At 46.8% G+C, this 14,533-nt stretch carries 13 protein-coding genes; all 13 read left to right on the top strand.

Going from position 1 to position 14,533, the window contains the following annotated elements; all coding sequences use genetic code 11:
• Positions 1-65 precede the first annotated feature (65 nt).
• Positions 66-1,457, top strand: coding sequence for a hypothetical protein (locus tag HXT30_RS00430; protein ID WP_016636471.1), 1,392 nt, complete (start codon positions 66-68; stop codon positions 1,455-1,457).
• Between the two features lie 114 nt (positions 1,458-1,571).
• Positions 1,572-2,906, top strand: a complete 1,335-nt coding sequence (locus tag HXT30_RS00435; protein WP_016636470.1) for a C1 family peptidase — start codon at positions 1,572-1,574, stop codon at positions 2,904-2,906.
• Positions 2,907-3,390: 484 nt separating this feature from the next.
• Positions 3,391-4,575 (top strand): 3-deoxy-7-phosphoheptulonate synthase, encoded by a 1,185-nt coding sequence (locus tag HXT30_RS00440; RefSeq protein WP_116285483.1) that lies wholly within the window; start codon positions 3,391-3,393, stop codon positions 4,573-4,575.
• Between the two features lie 237 nt (positions 4,576-4,812).
• Complete coding sequence (locus HXT30_RS00445) at positions 4,813-5,304, top strand: hypothetical protein (protein WP_116285485.1); 492 nt, start codon at positions 4,813-4,815, stop codon at positions 5,302-5,304.
• 40 nt (positions 5,305-5,344) lie between these two features.
• Complete coding sequence (gene mtnN, locus HXT30_RS00450) at positions 5,345-6,046, top strand: 5'-methylthioadenosine/S-adenosylhomocysteine nucleosidase (RefSeq protein WP_020973538.1); 702 nt, start codon at positions 5,345-5,347, stop codon at positions 6,044-6,046.
• A gap of 282 nt (positions 6,047-6,328) precedes the next feature.
• Positions 6,329-7,507, top strand: coding sequence for a phosphate ABC transporter substrate-binding protein PstS (gene pstS, locus HXT30_RS00455; RefSeq protein WP_422111582.1), 1,179 nt, complete (start codon positions 6,329-6,331; stop codon positions 7,505-7,507).
• Between the two features lie 94 nt (positions 7,508-7,601).
• Positions 7,602-8,588 (top strand): phosphate ABC transporter permease subunit PstC, encoded by a 987-nt coding sequence (pstC, locus tag HXT30_RS00460; protein ID WP_116438184.1) that lies wholly within the window; start codon positions 7,602-7,604, stop codon positions 8,586-8,588.
• Positions 8,585-9,610: a phosphate ABC transporter permease PstA gene (gene pstA / locus HXT30_RS00465; protein ID WP_421778632.1), complete on the top strand. Its 1,026-nt coding sequence runs from the start codon at positions 8,585-8,587 to the stop codon at positions 9,608-9,610. The genes pstC and pstA overlap by 4 nt, the downstream gene beginning before the upstream one ends.
• Positions 9,611-9,679: 69 nt before the next feature.
• A complete protein-coding gene (gene pstB / locus HXT30_RS00470) occupies positions 9,680-10,459 on the top strand; it encodes a phosphate ABC transporter ATP-binding protein PstB (protein WP_004131665.1) in 780 nt (259 codons plus the stop codon).
• Positions 10,460-10,767: 308 nt separating this feature from the next.
• Positions 10,768-12,162: an NCS2 family permease gene (locus HXT30_RS00475; protein ID WP_248898950.1), complete on the top strand. Its 1,395-nt coding sequence runs from the start codon at positions 10,768-10,770 to the stop codon at positions 12,160-12,162.
• Positions 12,163-12,600: 438 nt separating this feature from the next.
• Entirely contained in the window at positions 12,601-13,122 is a 522-nt protein-coding gene (rplJ, locus tag HXT30_RS00480) for a 50S ribosomal protein L10 (protein WP_004112001.1), read from the top strand.
• A gap of 96 nt (positions 13,123-13,218) precedes the next feature.
• Positions 13,219-13,602 carry a 50S ribosomal protein L7/L12 gene (gene rplL, locus HXT30_RS00485; protein WP_004112006.1) on the top strand — a complete coding sequence of 128 codons (384 nt, stop codon included), beginning with the start codon at positions 13,219-13,221 and terminating at the stop codon, positions 13,600-13,602.
• A 487-nt stretch (positions 13,603-14,089) separates the two neighbouring features.
• The gene (gene rplK, locus HXT30_RS00490) at positions 14,090-14,521 is read left to right on the top strand and encodes a 50S ribosomal protein L11 (protein ID WP_004112010.1); all 432 of its coding nucleotides are present in this window, start codon (positions 14,090-14,092) and stop codon (positions 14,519-14,521) included.
• Positions 14,522-14,533 lie beyond the last annotated feature (12 nt).

Consider the following 14,533-nt stretch of genomic DNA (forward strand, 5'->3'; position numbering starts at 1 on the left):
GCGTTATTGCTGATGGAGTGTGCACGATAAGTAGAGTCGTGCGGGGGTTTGTGAAAGGAATAAACATGGTGCCAGATCGTTTCCCAACTGCTTTGCGAGGGTACGACAAAGATAAAGTCAACGAAGCCTTTACCAACTATGAGCGCACAATATCGCGGTTGCGTGAACAAGTGCGATCTAGTGACGAGTCAATTTTGCAATTGCAAGCACAATTGCAAGAAGAAAAAAATAATGTAAAACGTGCAAAAAGCGGTAATACTTTTGCATCTTTGGGCGCAAATGCGCAACAATTACTTGCTTCGGCAGAACAAACGAGTGCGCAATTGATTGAGCGCGCAAAGCAAGACGCTGCGTCGATTAAAAAAACGGCTCAAGCGCAGGCAGGAACTTTGCTAAATAACGCAAAATTAGACGCGGAGCATTTGCTTCAAGAGGCGCAAACCAAGGCAGATACGCTACTCTCTACAGCCAGCAATAAGGCAAATCAAATGACGAGCGCTGCGAAAGAGGATTCAGAGCGTTTGCGCGAAACAACGAGCAAAGATGTTAATGCACAAAAAGATGCTGCAACGCTAGAAATCAACAATGCGCGTGAAGAACATACGAAGCGAATGGCATCCGAAAAGTCTGAGCAAGAGCGCGCAATCGCACAGCTGAAGGCGGATGCAGCGCAAAAAATCGCAGAACAAAGGTCGGCTGCCAACGCGGAAATCGCACATGCTAAAGCAGAAACAAATGATCAAATTGAGTCTGCTTTAGCAGAAGCGAACAAGAAGCTTGCAGATATGCAAGAGCGCGCAACAAAGATGATGGCGGATGCTCAGCGCAAGGCGGGAGAAATCACGGATGCGGCTGCTGCAAAAGCCCAGGAGATTGCGGACGAAGCGCAAGTTGAGCGTACGCGTACACTGAGCCAAGTTAGTGCAGAAGTTGAGCAAATTAGAAACGACATTGCAGCTCAACAAGAAGAGGCCACAAAAAAGGTGAACGAGCTTATTTCTGGTCTAAAAGAGCGTGAGCGTGCTGCGCAAGAAGAGGCAGACGCGCTTGTTGCGCGCGCAAAAACTGTGCATCAAGATGCGGATGATTATGCTGCTCAAGCGCATAAAGATGCGGATGCTCAAGCTGCGCAAATCGTTCGCAAAGCTATGCAAGATGCTACGGCTCAGGTGGAAGAGCGCAGGGCGGCAGCTCAAAAGGAGCTTGACGGCATGACGGCGCGCTTAACGCAGTTGCAGCATAGGGAAGCGCAAATCACGCAGCGCGTTACTGAGCTTAGGTCTTTGTTTGCAAACGCATTCTCGGGATTTGATTTTGGAGATGCTGCTTCTGGACAGGGGCATTCTGGCGATTCTGCAGATGCGGATGCTTCGGAGCATAGAGATGCGGATGCTCAAAAGCAGGCTAGAAAAGATGCTCAGGCTCAAGTGGAAGAGGCAATTGCGCAGGAGTCGTGAGCTTCTGGCGTGATTTGCGCAGAAAAGTCGCAAGCAGACGCAAGATTTGCGAAAAAAGCTAAAATAAACTATAAAAAATAAACATAAAACAAGAAAAACAAGAAAGGTTATACAGTGACTGAGATCTGCGAATTAAGTGCCGAAGCTTTGCAAAATTTGCGTGACGATTTTGACGCAAATCCATTGAATCGTTTGGCAATGAACGGCGTTACGGCTGCAGGAATCGATAAAGTGGCGCGAAACTACGACCGCGCTCGCCTGCTGCAGCGCCGATTCTCAACGGTTGTGGATAATGGCGACGCAAGGCATCAAGATCATTCTGGTCGCTGCTGGCTATTTAGCTCTTTGAATGTTGCGCGATTTGTTGCTAAAAAATCGCTTAAAGTTAAGGATTTTGAGTTCTCGCAGAACTACGCAATGTACTTCGACAAGCTTGAGCGAATCAACTACTTCTTAAATGACGTTGCGGCTCTTGTTCGCTCTGGCGAACCTTCTGATTCGCGTTTGTTGCAGCATTTGCTCAGTGACGTTATGGGCGACGGCGGCCAGTGGACCATGGCTATGAACATCTACAAGAAATATGGTGCTGTTCCTAAGGATTTGTACCCAGAAACAGAGTCTTCTAAAGACACTGGAGATATGAATACTCAGCTTAAAAAGCTCTTGCACACAGCTGTGGCTCATATGTATGCTAACGCTGCAGATATTGACAATATTATTGAGACGACTATGGCTGCAGGTCATAGGATTCTTACAATTCACTTGGGTGAGCCACCAAAGAGCTTCGATTGGGAGTGGACAGACGAGGACGGAAAGTTCCATCGTGATGGCGAAATTACTCCAGTTGAGTTTTGGAAGAAGTACGTTACTGCTGGTTTGGAAGACTACGTTTGCTTGGTGGACGATCCGCGTGCGGAGCATCCAAAGGGCAAGAAGATTGCGATTGAGCACTTGGGCAATGTTGCTGGCGGAGATGCTACTGAATATTTGAACGTGCCAAACCAGTTTATGAAGGATTGCGTGCGTAAGATTCTTGTTGAGCAGGGTATTCCAGTTTGGTTTGGTGCAGATTGCCACCCTATGATGGATCGCGATAATGGCGCTTGGGCTACGGATTTGTTTGAGTATGATCGCGTTTATGGCGTTGATTTTGACTTGAACAAGGAGCAGCGCGTGCGTTTTGCTGATTCGGCTATGAATCATGCTATGGCGTTTGCTGGAGTTGACGTTGCGGATGACGGCACGACTACTCGCCGCTGGCGTGTTGAGAACTCTTGGGGCGCGGATATTGCGGACAAGGGTTACTTTACGATGAGTGACGATTGGTTCACTGAGTACGTGTACGAGGTTGCTGTGCCTAAGGCTCTTTTGCCAGAGGAATATAAGAAAGCACTGGAAGAACCAGCAATTGTTTTGCCGGCGTGGGACCCAATGGGCGCATTAGCCTAGCTTGAAATCATTAGAATTTCAAGCTACTCTAATGCGCCCGAGCTGCTTAGAGCAGAAGCATTGCTTCTGCTGCAGCGAGGACAGTCGCGCGCTTAGACCGCGCGACTGTTGTGGCCTACTCTAATGCGCCCGAGCCGCGTGAGTTATTTTCCGCTTTTTGTACCAAATTTGGCCTAATTTGGTACAAAAAGCGGAAGTTTTTCCCGAGTTTGTACGTGTTTTTGGTCAAATATGGTACAAAATGCGTAGTTGTTTTCCGGGTTTTGTACGTGTTTTAGGCCAAATTTGGTACAAAAAGCGGAAAGGCGGTTCGTCGCGCCTGCGAGGAGAGAAATACTCAAACCTCGCGCAACATCAAATAGGAGAGTTGCGCTACGCTCTAAGCTCGAAGGCAGGTCTGAGCGACTACATAAACTTGTAGTGCTTTGTAATTGCGTCAAATCTTGCCGCATTGAGCGCAGTTTATTCTATAGGATGGTGACAAATGGAATCTACGCCTGATCAGCGCATTTCAAGCGCAGTCAAGCAAGCTGTTGAAAACGGCATGAATCCGCTTGACTCGTCTAAATTCGAGCGCTGGGAAGACCAGGTTGGAGTAGATCGTATAATCAACCGTCGCGTGTTGGAGTTGGAGCCGCTTCCCACTCCTGCTCAAGTTCTTGGCGAGTTGCCACTTTCTCCGTATGCGCAAGATATTGTTGCCGAGTCACGCGATGAGATTCGCGAATGCCTTAACGGAGATGACGATCGCTTGCTTGTAATCGTTGGACCTTGCTCGGTTCACGATCCCGCTGCAGCTCTTGACTACGCGTCTCGTTTGGCTGATTTGCGCGCAAAGCTCGAAGGCGAGCTTTTGATTGTTATGCGCGTTTACTTTGAAAAGCCGCGCACAACAGTTGGCTGGAAGGGCTTGATTAACGACCCAGATATTGACGGCACGCACGATATTCACAAGGGTTTGCTTTTGGCGCGTCGCACGCTTCTTGGCGTTTTGGACGCTGGTTTGGCTGCAGCAACCGAGTTTTTGGAGCCGACTAGCCCGCAGTTTATTGCGGATGCGGTTAGCTGGGGGGCGATTGGCGCGCGCAACACGGAATCGCAGATTCACCGCCAGCTTGCTAGTGGTCTTTCTATGCCAGTCGGATTTAAGAACGCTACGGATGGCTCTGTTACGGCCGCCGTCAATGGTTGCCTAGCTGCTAGTCAGCATCACACTTTCTTTGGAATTGACCATCTTGGACGCGCGTGCGCTGTACAAACGCTTGGAAACCCTGATTGCCATGTTGTTTTACGCGGATCTAGCAAGGGTCCAAACTACGATTCGGCTTCTGTTGCAGCGGCCGTTGCATCGGTTCGTTTGAGGCTCGGCGCGGATTGCGTGGCGTCTAATGGCGTTGTAATCGATTGCTCGCACGGAAATTCAGGCAAAGATGAGAATCGCCAGATTCAAGTTGTGCAAGATATTGCGGATCGATTTGCGCACGGCGAAAAGGGCATTAAAGGCGTTATGATGGAAAGCTTCTTGCAAGGCGGAAACCAAGATCCTGCGCCTTTGAGCGAGCTTGAATACGGAAAGTCTATTACAGATCGATGCATTTCTTGGGAAGATACTGCGCGATTGCTTAACACGCTTGCGCAGTCTGTTTCTGCTCGCCGACTTAAGTCTTGAGTGTTGCGCGATTCCTATTTGGTGTGTAGGAGGGCTGGGTGTTTCTGCGTTAGCGCGCTTAGACCGCGCTAACGATACGCTTCATCCGCTGCGAAAAATTTCGAATCTCTACCGCACTTGGCGTAATCTATGTAAACTGTAGTGCGATTGTATGGCGACACGCCGTGTTTTTTTTTAGGTGTAAACCATTACAATAAATCCTCAAATAGTCAGCATTTTTGAACAAAGGAGTGCAAAATGTGCGAATCGCCAGCCCCTGAGTACAACAATATTCCCCAAGATAAAGATGGCGTTTTAAGCCGCGCTCTGCCAATTGCGCGATACGCGATTTTTGCGCTTTTGCTTGCTGGCGCATTTCTTCTGGCGTTTGCGTGGTATCGCGGCACTCACAGCAAAGGCTACACTGTTGTTGCCTGTTCTGCACTATGGTTTAGCGTTATTGTTCCGTTTATTACGTTGATTGTGCTTTGCGTTTTTGTGCGCGGGTGGCGTCTTGTTGTTGGCTCTACGATTTGCGTTTTGCTAATAGCGTCTTTCTTTGGGTTTATTGCGCTTCAAAATCAAATCATGGAGTTTTTGAATGTTCCCGCTACAAATCCTTGGTTTGAATTCACGTGCAGCGCTTCGCTAAAAATTGCAACCGTGTCTTTTGTTATTATGTGTTGTGTAAGCGTATTTTTGATTAGACGCAATGCAACGCGCGAGATTAAATACAACGCGCGAGATTAAATACAGCACATACGATTAAGACTAAAGGATGATTTGACGAATGCCTAAGTTTACAAAAATTGCCATTATTGGCGCTATGGAAGAAGAAGTTGCGCACATTGCCGCTTCTCTTAGCAATGTTAAGCATAATAAGGCAGCCAGCTTAGACGTATCTTGTGGCGTGCTTGAATGCGAAGATGGCGGAAAAATCGAAGTGGCTGCAACGGTTGGCGGAATGGGACTTGTAAATGCCGCTGCAACCGCACAGTATTTAATTGATACGTACAAGCCGCAGGCCGTAATCTTTTCGGGAATTGCGGGAAATCTTAATAAAAATTTGCATACAAATGATGTTGTTCTTGGAAAAACATTAAGATATTTAGACACTGACATGCGCATGATTAATCAGTGGAAGCCGTTTACAAACGAATATCATTCAGACGATTATCTTCTTAAAACAGCAGACAGCGTTTTAACAAAGATGGGCATTAACCACATTTTGGGAACAATCGCATCTGGCGGATATTTTGTAGACACGCCCGAAAAAGTGGCGGAAGTTATTGAGGCGACTCAAGCGGATGCTGTAGAAATGGAAGGCGCTGCGATTCTTCACGTTGCTGCAAGAAACGACGTTCCAGCGCTAGTTGTGCGCGCAATGAGCGACAATGCAGACACAAAATACGAGGAATTCCACACTTTCGACATATCGGAATACGCGGATACTGCTGCAAAAATGACAGTAAATATTGTTAGGAATTTGTAGAGTTCAACACGCCGATGTGGTCGCCGACGCGCAGCATCGCCAAACAAAAGGCGAGTAGCGCTAAATGCCGCCATTTTTTGAGTGCAATCAGATTTTGGCGGCAAGGTTTTTACCCCACTCTTAAGATTGGCATCGTTAATAGAAGAAAAAAGGTAATAAGAAATAAAAGATGCCAGTTTTAAACATTAGTTAAATAGTTAAGAGGAAAATTTGCGGTAGGTTATACGAGAAACGCAGATTGACTGGCATAATGGCAATTCTTCTTGAAAGGAAATGAAGAATATGCGTAAAAATGCAGTAAATAATGCAGTAGAAAATCAATCAATAAAGTCTAACACAAAGTGGAATATGCGCGCGATTGCAGCAGGATTGTTAGCGTCCGCAACTTTAGTGAGCTTTGCGGCTTGCGGAGATAATATTCCTGCAAGCAGTTCGCAATCGTCTGCAAATACTAGCGCAAAAATCGTAGGAAACTTCCAAGGCTCGGGTGCGTCTTCCCAGCAGGTTGCTGTAGAAGCGTGGATTGCAGGATTCCAATCCAAAAATCCTGGCGCAAAAATCGCATATAATCCAACTGGCTCGGGTGCAGGAGTTACAACGTTTATGACGGGAGCCACAGCTTGGGCTGGATCCGATAAATCGTTAAGCGACGACGAGTTAGAAAAGTCAAAGTCGGTTTGCGCAAATGGCACTACGGCTTTCGATGTTCCAGTATATGTTTCTCCAATCGCAGTAATCTTTAATCTAAAGGGCGTTTCGGATGCTGGAAAACACATAAATATGGACGCTTCTACAATCGCAAAAATCTTCGACGGCAAGATTACGCGTTGGAATGACGATGCTATTAAATCGCAAAATCCAAAGCTAAAGCTACCAGATAAGCCGATTACAGTTGTTCACAGGTCTGATAAGTCTGGCACAACGCAGAACTTCTTAAGCTACATAAAAGACGTTGCGCCAAGCGATTGGGCTTACGATCTTAGCGAAAATTGGCCAAATAGCGTAGGTCAGGGCGCAAAAGGCACGTCTGGCGTTGTTTCCACAATTCGCATGGCAGACGGAGCAATTGGATACGCGGACTTTTCGCAAGTTGGAAAGCTTGGAACTGTGGCAGTAAAAGTGGGAGATTCTTACAACCAGATTAGCCCAGAAGGTGGCTCTATAACCATTAACGATTCAAAGGTTGATGAAGATGCTGCAGCAAAATCAAAGCACCGCGTTGTTGTTAAAATAAACCACAAAACGGAAGAAAAAGGCGCTTATCCGATTGTGCTAGTTTCTTACGATATTGTGTGCGGTGCTTACAAAGATGCTGCAACTGCACGATTTGCAAAGTCTTGGCTTAGCTACGTTACTAGCAAAGATGGCCAGGCTGCGTCTCAAGATGCTGCTGGAACTGCGCCTTTGCCAGAAAAGCTTATGGGAAGGATTAACAAGTCGATTCAGTCGATAGGCAAGTAAAAATAGCATTTTGCAAAGATTTTAGAGTAGTTAATATAGTAGTCAATATATTGCTGCTGATAGCATTTATATAATGACTACAAAAGGAGCATGAGTGAGTTCTAAACAAAGAACTGAAATCAGTAAAGATGCGCACAAAAGTGGCCATTTTGCAGGTGGTTTTGCAGGTGGTTTTGCAGACCGCTTGTTCAAAAGCGTAGCTCTTGCTTGCGGATTGCTGATTTTAATGGTGCTTACAGCTGTTGCATTGTTCCTGCTGTTTCAAGCGTGGCCTATTATAGGCGCAAACAAAAACCAAGTAAGTCAAGTATTTTTGGACTTTACTGGCGGCAAAGCGCACGATTTTCTAGGCTACGTAGCGCCAATGGTTTTTGGAACTGTTCTTATGTCTGCGCTCGCTCTGCTCCTTGCTTTCTTTGTTTCGATTGGAATCGCGCTGTTTATAAGCCACTATGCTCCGCCAAAAATGGTGCCGCTTTTAAGTGGTGTAGTCGACTTGCTTGCTGCGATTCCGTCCGTAATCTACGGTCTTTGGGGCGGATTGGTGCTAGTGCCATCAATATACCCGTTCTGGAAGTTTATCTCTCACATCTTTGGCTGGATTCCGCTTTTTGCAGGCCCTGCTGCAAGCCCTTCTCGTAGTGCTGCAACCGTTAGCATTGTTCTGGCAGTTATGATTTTGCCGATTATAACCTCTATGGCGCGAGACATTTTCCAGCAAGCGCCGCGATTGCAACAAGAAGGCGCGCTCGCGCTTGGTGCAACAAAGTGGGAGATGATAAAGCTAGCGGTTTTGCCGTTTGCAAAGTCGGGAATTGTTTCCGCATCTATGCTTGGTCTTGGTCGCGCTTTGGGCGAAACAATGGCAGTTCTTATGATTTTGTCTCCAGGATTCACCTTTAAATTCAATATTTTGCAAGCTTCGCAAAACCAAACGATTGCAGCAAACATAGCAGCGCAATACCCAGAAGCAAACGGATTGGGTGTTAGTGCGCTTATTGCTACAGGCTTGGTGCTGTTTGTTATTTCATTCGCTGTAAACCTTATTGCGCGCAAAATCACGGGAAAGGCGAGTGCATGATGCAAAATTCGCAATCGTTACAAGTTGGCGCTGCTGGCTCTGATCAGACTGTTAGCGCAAGCAGCGAATCTCCAAAAATTGACTTTAACAAGTTTCGCCCAACGCGCTCTAGAATCGCAAGTCGCAAGCGAAAAGACTTGTTTATGCGCGTGCTAATCTTTTTGTCTTTTGTAGTTGCGCTAATTCCGCTTCTTTCTTTGCTTTTTACGACTATTGTAAACGGCATTAAGCGATTAAACCTTGACTTTTTAACGCATAATATGACTTATGTTGTTGGTGGCGCTGCTACTGGTACGGGCGGCTACGGTGGTATTTTGCACGCCATTATTGGAACTTTGGAGATTACGCTTGGCGCAATGGCAATTTCGATTCCGATTGGAATTATGTGCTCCGTGTATTTGATTGAGTACGCGCGAGGCAGCCGCTTAGCTAGGGTGATTAATCTTGTTGTAGACGTTATGAGCGGAATCCCTTCGATTGTGGCTGGCTTGTTTGCGTTTTCTAGTTTTACGATTTTTGTAGGCCCTGGAACAATCAACGGTTTTGAAGGGTCGGTTGCGCTTTCGCTGCTTATGCTGCCAACTGTTGTTAAGTCGTGTCAAGAAATGTTAAAAATTGTGCCGAACGATCTGCGTGAAGCGGCGCTTGCTCTAGGCGTTACAAAGCAGCGCATGATTACAAAAATCGTGTTGCGAACCGCGTTGCCTGGCATTGTTTCTGGCTGTATTCTTGCGGTTGCGCGCGTGGTTGGAGAGACGGCTCCGCTTTTAATGGCAGCTGGGTTTATTGCATCCACGAATTTCAATCTTTTTGACGGGCAAATGACTACTTTGCCAGTGTACGTTTACCAGGAATATTCCAAGCTTTCGGCGAATTGCCCAGCTAACGCGCCATCTTCGTGCGTTACTACGATTCCGATGGAGCGTGCGTGGGCGGCGGCGCTTGCTTTGATTGTGGTTGTTTTGCTGCTGAATATTATTGGGCGAGTTGTAGCGCGCGTGTTCTCAGTAAAGGCGAAATAAAGCGAAGTGAATCAAGGTAAATCAAAGTAAAGCAAAGTAAGACGAAGGATTTTAGAAAGTGAGGCGCAAATGGGTCAGCGCATTGATGTTAAGCATTTGAACATTTACTATGGTGATTTTCTAGCAGTAGAAGACGTTAACATAAGCATTGAGCCAAACAAGGTTACGGCTTTTATTGGGCCTTCGGGATGCGGAAAATCAACGGTTTTGCGCACTCTAGACCGCATGCACGAGATTACTCCAGGCGCTCGCGTAGAAGGTCAGGTGTTGCTTGAAGGCCGCGATTTGTATGGCAAAGATGTGGATCCTGTGGCCGTTCGCCGAGATGTTGGAATGGTGTTCCAGCGCCCAAATCCTTTCCCAACAATGTCTATTCGAGAAAACGTTCTTGCAGGAGTTCGCTTAAACAATCGCCATATTTCAAAGCAAGACGCCGACGACCTAGTTGAGTGGGCTTTGCGTGGCGCGAATTTGTGGAACGAGGTTAAAGATAGACTCGATAAGCCAGGAATCGGGCTTTCTGGCGGTCAGCAGCAACGACTTTGTATTGCGCGAGCCGTGGCTGTGCATCCGCAAGTGCTTCTTATGGACGAGCCTTGCTCTGCTCTTGACCCTATCTCTACTCTTGCTGTAGAAGATTTGATTAACGAGCTTAAGCGCGATTACACGATTGTGATTGTAACGCATAACATGCAGCAGGCGGCGCGCGTTGCCGACTACACTGCGTTCTTTAACCTTAAGGCGGTTGGAAAACCAGGGCATCTTGAGTATTTTGCAGATACAACCACTATGTTCAACAATCCGCGCAATGCGGAGGCGGAGCGCTACATTTCTGGCCGATTTGGGTGATTTTTGCAGCGATTTCTGTGTGTTTTTTGCGCGATTTTTAGGCGATTTTTGCATAATTTTTGCGCGATTTTTCTTTGGTCAGCACGTGCGCGTAAGGTCGAACCTGTTCGGTTGTTCAAAGTTCTATAAGTCGTTTCTAATTCTCGCGAGTTTTCTAGAGTGTTTATTCGGCTTGTGCTTTGCGCGCCGAGCGAGTCGCAGTAACCTCTGCGTGAATGCCCAAATGTAATTGCGTCCGCGATTGCTCAAGTGCTATCGCCACGCTTTTTATGGTCTTTTGCGCTGTAAAACCAAGGAACAGAGAGTTTATGGAAAAGTTCTTCCATCTCAAAGAAAACGGCACGAATGTATCAACGGAGATCACTGCAGGTCTCACTACATTCTTTGCAATGTCGTACATTATTGTTGTAAACCCAATGATTTTAAGCCAAACTGGCATGCCTAAGGGTGGCGTTTTCCTCGCTACAATCATCGCAGCAATTATTGGCACACTCGTTATGGGCTTGTTTGCTAACGTGCCTTACGCTCAAGCTGCTGGCATGGGTCTTAACGCATTCTTCACATACACAGTGTGCTTTGGCTTGCATTTTACGTGGCAAGAAGCCATGTGTATGGTGTTCTTGTGCGGTTTAATTAACATTATTATTACCGTTACCAAGATTCGTAAGATGATTATTCGTGCCATCCCAACTTCGTTGCAACATGCGATTGGTGGTGGCATTGGTTTATTCGTTGCATACGTTGGCATTATGAGCGTTGGCTTAATCACCTTTACCTCCAAGGATCCTGCTGCCGCTGCTAAGAGTAAGCCAACCGCTGCTATTCCAGGCCTTGCTGTTATTAATAATCCTATTTTGTGGCTATTCCTTATTGGACTTGTTTTGGCTATTGTTCTTACTGTTCTTAAGGTTCGCGCAAGCTTGCTTATTACGATTATTGCAACATCTTTGATTGGTATTCCGCTTGGCTTAACTTCGCTAAATAATGCCGTTTCTGTTACGGATGCTTTTGCCCAGCTTCCAACCACCTTTGGTGCTATTTTTGGCCCGCAAGGTTTCCCTGCTCTCTTCTCTAATCCAGCACGCATTCCGCTTGTTTTGGTAACTATTTTCGCCTTCTCTATGTCGGATACTTTCGACACTTTGGGAACGTTTATTGGTACCGGCCGCAGAACTGGCATTTTCTCGGAGGCAGATGAGAAGGCTTTGGAAAACGGCTCTGGCTTTAGCTCCAAGATGGATCGCGCGCTGTTTGCTGATTCGATTGCAACTTCGGTTGGCGCAATTTGCGGTACTTCTAACACAACTACTTACGTTGAGTCTGCTGCTGGTATTGGTGCTGGTGGCCGCACTGGTTTGACTTCTGTAGTTGTTTCCGTGTGCTTTGCGCTTTCGATTGTTCTTGCGCCTTTGGCTAGCGCTGTTCCTGCAGCTGCTACGGCTGGCGTGCTTGTAGTTGTAGGCTGCATGATGGCAAGCTCGCTAAAGGAGATTGCTTGGGACGATATTTCCGAAGCAATTCCTGCGTTCTTCGCTGCCGTGTTTATGGCGTTCTCTTACTCGATTTCTTACGGCATTGCCGCTGGATTCATCATGTACTGCTTAGTTATGACTTGCAAGAAGCGTGCTAAAGACGTTCATCCAATGCTTTGGATTGTTTCGCTTTTGTTCATTCTTGACTTTGTTGCTAACGCAGTTTTGTAAATCTGTTAGTTAGATATTAGTTAAGTTAGATATTAGTTAGATATTAATTTAATTAATTATTTTAAGAGCGTATTTGATGCGTACGGCTGCTTGCGATTTTTCCGCGTTAGTTTGGGATAAGTCGCCAGCAACCGCGCGTGTTGAGTGCGCTCTTAAATAATCCTAAATAAAAATAAATTATAAAGTTTGCGAAAAAATATTGACATTGTCGCGCGTGGGTATTAAACTTGCCCAACGTAAACCACAGACCGTTGGTGGAGTCGCAAGATTCCTGAAAATGATGTGTCATGCCAGCACAGGTTGAGCAGTGATTGTTGCAGTTGATTTGCGATTTTTCACAAACTTTTTAACACTATGTGTTTTTTGGATGCTCTGCCGTGCGCAGGGCTTTTTTGATATGTTATTTCCATTCCAGCGGCCAATTTAGGAAGGAACGCCATGAAGAGGCCCGAAAAGGAAGCGGTAGTTGCAGAGCTTACGGATTTGTTCCGTAACGCCGACGCTGTCTACCTTACCGAGTACCGCGGGCTTACAGTTCCGCAGATTTCTTCTCTGCGCGAAAAGCTAGGCCGCGATACTTCCTACTCTGTGGCTAAGAATACGCTTGCTCGCATTGCCGCTAAGGAAGCGGGCATTGAAGGTCTTGATGAGCTTCTTGCTGGCCCAACTGCAATCACCTTTGTAAAGGGCGATTTCATTGAGGCTGCTAAGACCTTGCGTGATTTTGCCAAAGAGAATAAGACCCTCGTCATTAAGGGCGGTTTCGCAGATGGAACCGTTTACGATGCCGAAGGCGCCAAGCAGCTGGCAGACCTCAAGTCTCGCCCAGAATTGCTTTCCGAGATGGCTGGCGCGCTCAAGGGCACCATGTCCAAGGCCGCCTACCTGTTCAACGCTTTGCCAACCAAGGCAGTGCGTACTATCGACGCTTTGCGCGAGAAGCAGGAAAAGGCCGCTTGATTCCCTTGCAGCTTGCTGCATGAGACCAAAAAATAATAAAAATGTTATGGCTCTAAGGCACAAGGTGTGTCTGGCCAAGTAAGAAAGGAAGCCATTATGGCTAAGCTCACTAGCGAAGAGCTTCTTGAAGCTTTCGGTGAAATGACCCTCGTCGAGCTTTCTGAGTTCGTCAAGGCCTTTGAAGAGAAGTTCGATGTTGAGGCTGCTGCTCCTGTAGCTGCTGTTGCTGCTGCTCCAGCCGCTGCCGCTGGCGCTGCTGAGGAAGAGAAGGACGAGTTTGACGTTGTCCTCGCTTCTGCAGGCGCTCAGAAGGTTGCCGTCATCAAGGCTGTTAAGGCTTTGACTGGCCTCGGCTTGAAGGAAGCTAAGGACATTGTTGACAATGCTCCAAAGCCAGTCCTCGAGAAGGCTAAGAAGGAAGATGCCGACAAGGCTAAGGCTGCTCTTGAAGAAGCCGGCGCAACTGTTGAACTTAAGTAGTTCTAGGCTCTTTTGTTAACTTTGTTAACGCATGCGGCTGGTTGCTAGCGTGATTTGCTAGTTAGCGATTTGCTAGCGCATTAGTCGCGGATGCGTTTTGAATGCGGCAAGGTTTTTGTGGTTATCACGAATTCCTTGCCGCTTTTCGCTTCGACCTGCTTTTTCGCTTAAAGCGTAGCGCGAAAAAGCAATTCGGAGCGCTGAGCTTGCTTAAGGTTGAAAGCACAGTGTGCTTTCAACGCAAGCGAAGACGTTAGCGCGCTTAGACCGCGCTAACGACAAAAACACCAAAATTCAGTACAATCACACTACATCTTGTGTCACCAAATCGTCGCGGCAAAGTGGCATAATAGGAAAGCTTGTGACTGGAGGAGTAATCCGCTAGCACAGCACAGCAATATAAGTTGCGGGAGGATCCTTAAAACGGCTTAATATCAACGTTTTAGGGCGCCGATTTAACCGCTTCAAAAGAAAGAAGAACCATATTATGGCTCCAAAAAAGAAAGTCTCTGCGCTTATTAAGCTCGAGATTCAGGCTGGTAAAGCAAATCCAGCCCCACCACTGGGTCCTGCATTAGGCTCCCACGGCGTAAACATCATGGACTTCTGCAAGGCCTATAACGACCAGACGAAGGACAAGATGGGTCAGATCGTTCCAGTAGAAATTACTGTTTACGAAGATCGTTCCTTTACATTTATTCTTAAGACTCCACCAGCTGCTGCTTTGTTGCTTAAGGCTGCTGGCATTCCTAAGGGCACCGAGAACCCATTGACCCACAAGGTTGGTTCTGTAACCAAGGCTCAGGTGCGCGAAATCGCCGAAATCAAGATGCCAGATCTTTCTGCACGAGATGTTGAAGCTGGTATGAAGATTATCGCGGGCACTGCTCGCTCGATGGGTATTACCGTTACCGACTGAAAGTGAGTGGAA

It is taken from the genome of Gardnerella sp. DNF00571G, from assembly GCF_049262695.1.
GTDB lineage: Bacteria > Actinomycetota > Actinomycetes > Actinomycetales > Bifidobacteriaceae > Bifidobacterium > Bifidobacterium piotii.

Bases quoted from the DNA above. Each gene is read 5' to 3' on its own strand.
- HXT30_RS00430 (WP_016636471.1), top strand. From the start codon at position 66: ATGGTGCCAGATCGTTTCCCAACTGCTTTGCGAGGGTACGACAAAGAT.
- HXT30_RS00440 (WP_116285483.1), top strand. From the start codon at position 3,391: ATGGAATCTACGCCTGATCAGCGCATTTCAAGCGCAGTCAAGCAAGCT.
- HXT30_RS00445 (WP_116285485.1), top strand. From the start codon at position 4,813: ATGTGCGAATCGCCAGCCCCTGAGTACAACAATATTCCCCAAGATAAA.
- mtnN (WP_020973538.1), top strand. From the start codon at position 5,345: ATGCCTAAGTTTACAAAAATTGCCATTATTGGCGCTATGGAAGAAGAA.
- pstS (WP_422111582.1), top strand. From the start codon at position 6,329: ATGCGTAAAAATGCAGTAAATAATGCAGTAGAAAATCAATCAATAAAG.
- pstA (WP_421778632.1), top strand. From the start codon at position 8,585: ATGATGCAAAATTCGCAATCGTTACAAGTTGGCGCTGCTGGCTCTGAT.
- pstB (WP_004131665.1), top strand. From the start codon at position 9,680: ATGGGTCAGCGCATTGATGTTAAGCATTTGAACATTTACTATGGTGAT.
- HXT30_RS00475 (WP_248898950.1), top strand. From the start codon at position 10,768: ATGGAAAAGTTCTTCCATCTCAAAGAAAACGGCACGAATGTATCAACG.
- rplJ (WP_004112001.1), top strand. From the start codon at position 12,601: ATGAAGAGGCCCGAAAAGGAAGCGGTAGTTGCAGAGCTTACGGATTTG.
- rplL (WP_004112006.1), top strand. From the start codon at position 13,219: ATGGCTAAGCTCACTAGCGAAGAGCTTCTTGAAGCTTTCGGTGAAATG.
- rplK (WP_004112010.1), top strand. From the start codon at position 14,090: ATGGCTCCAAAAAAGAAAGTCTCTGCGCTTATTAAGCTCGAGATTCAG.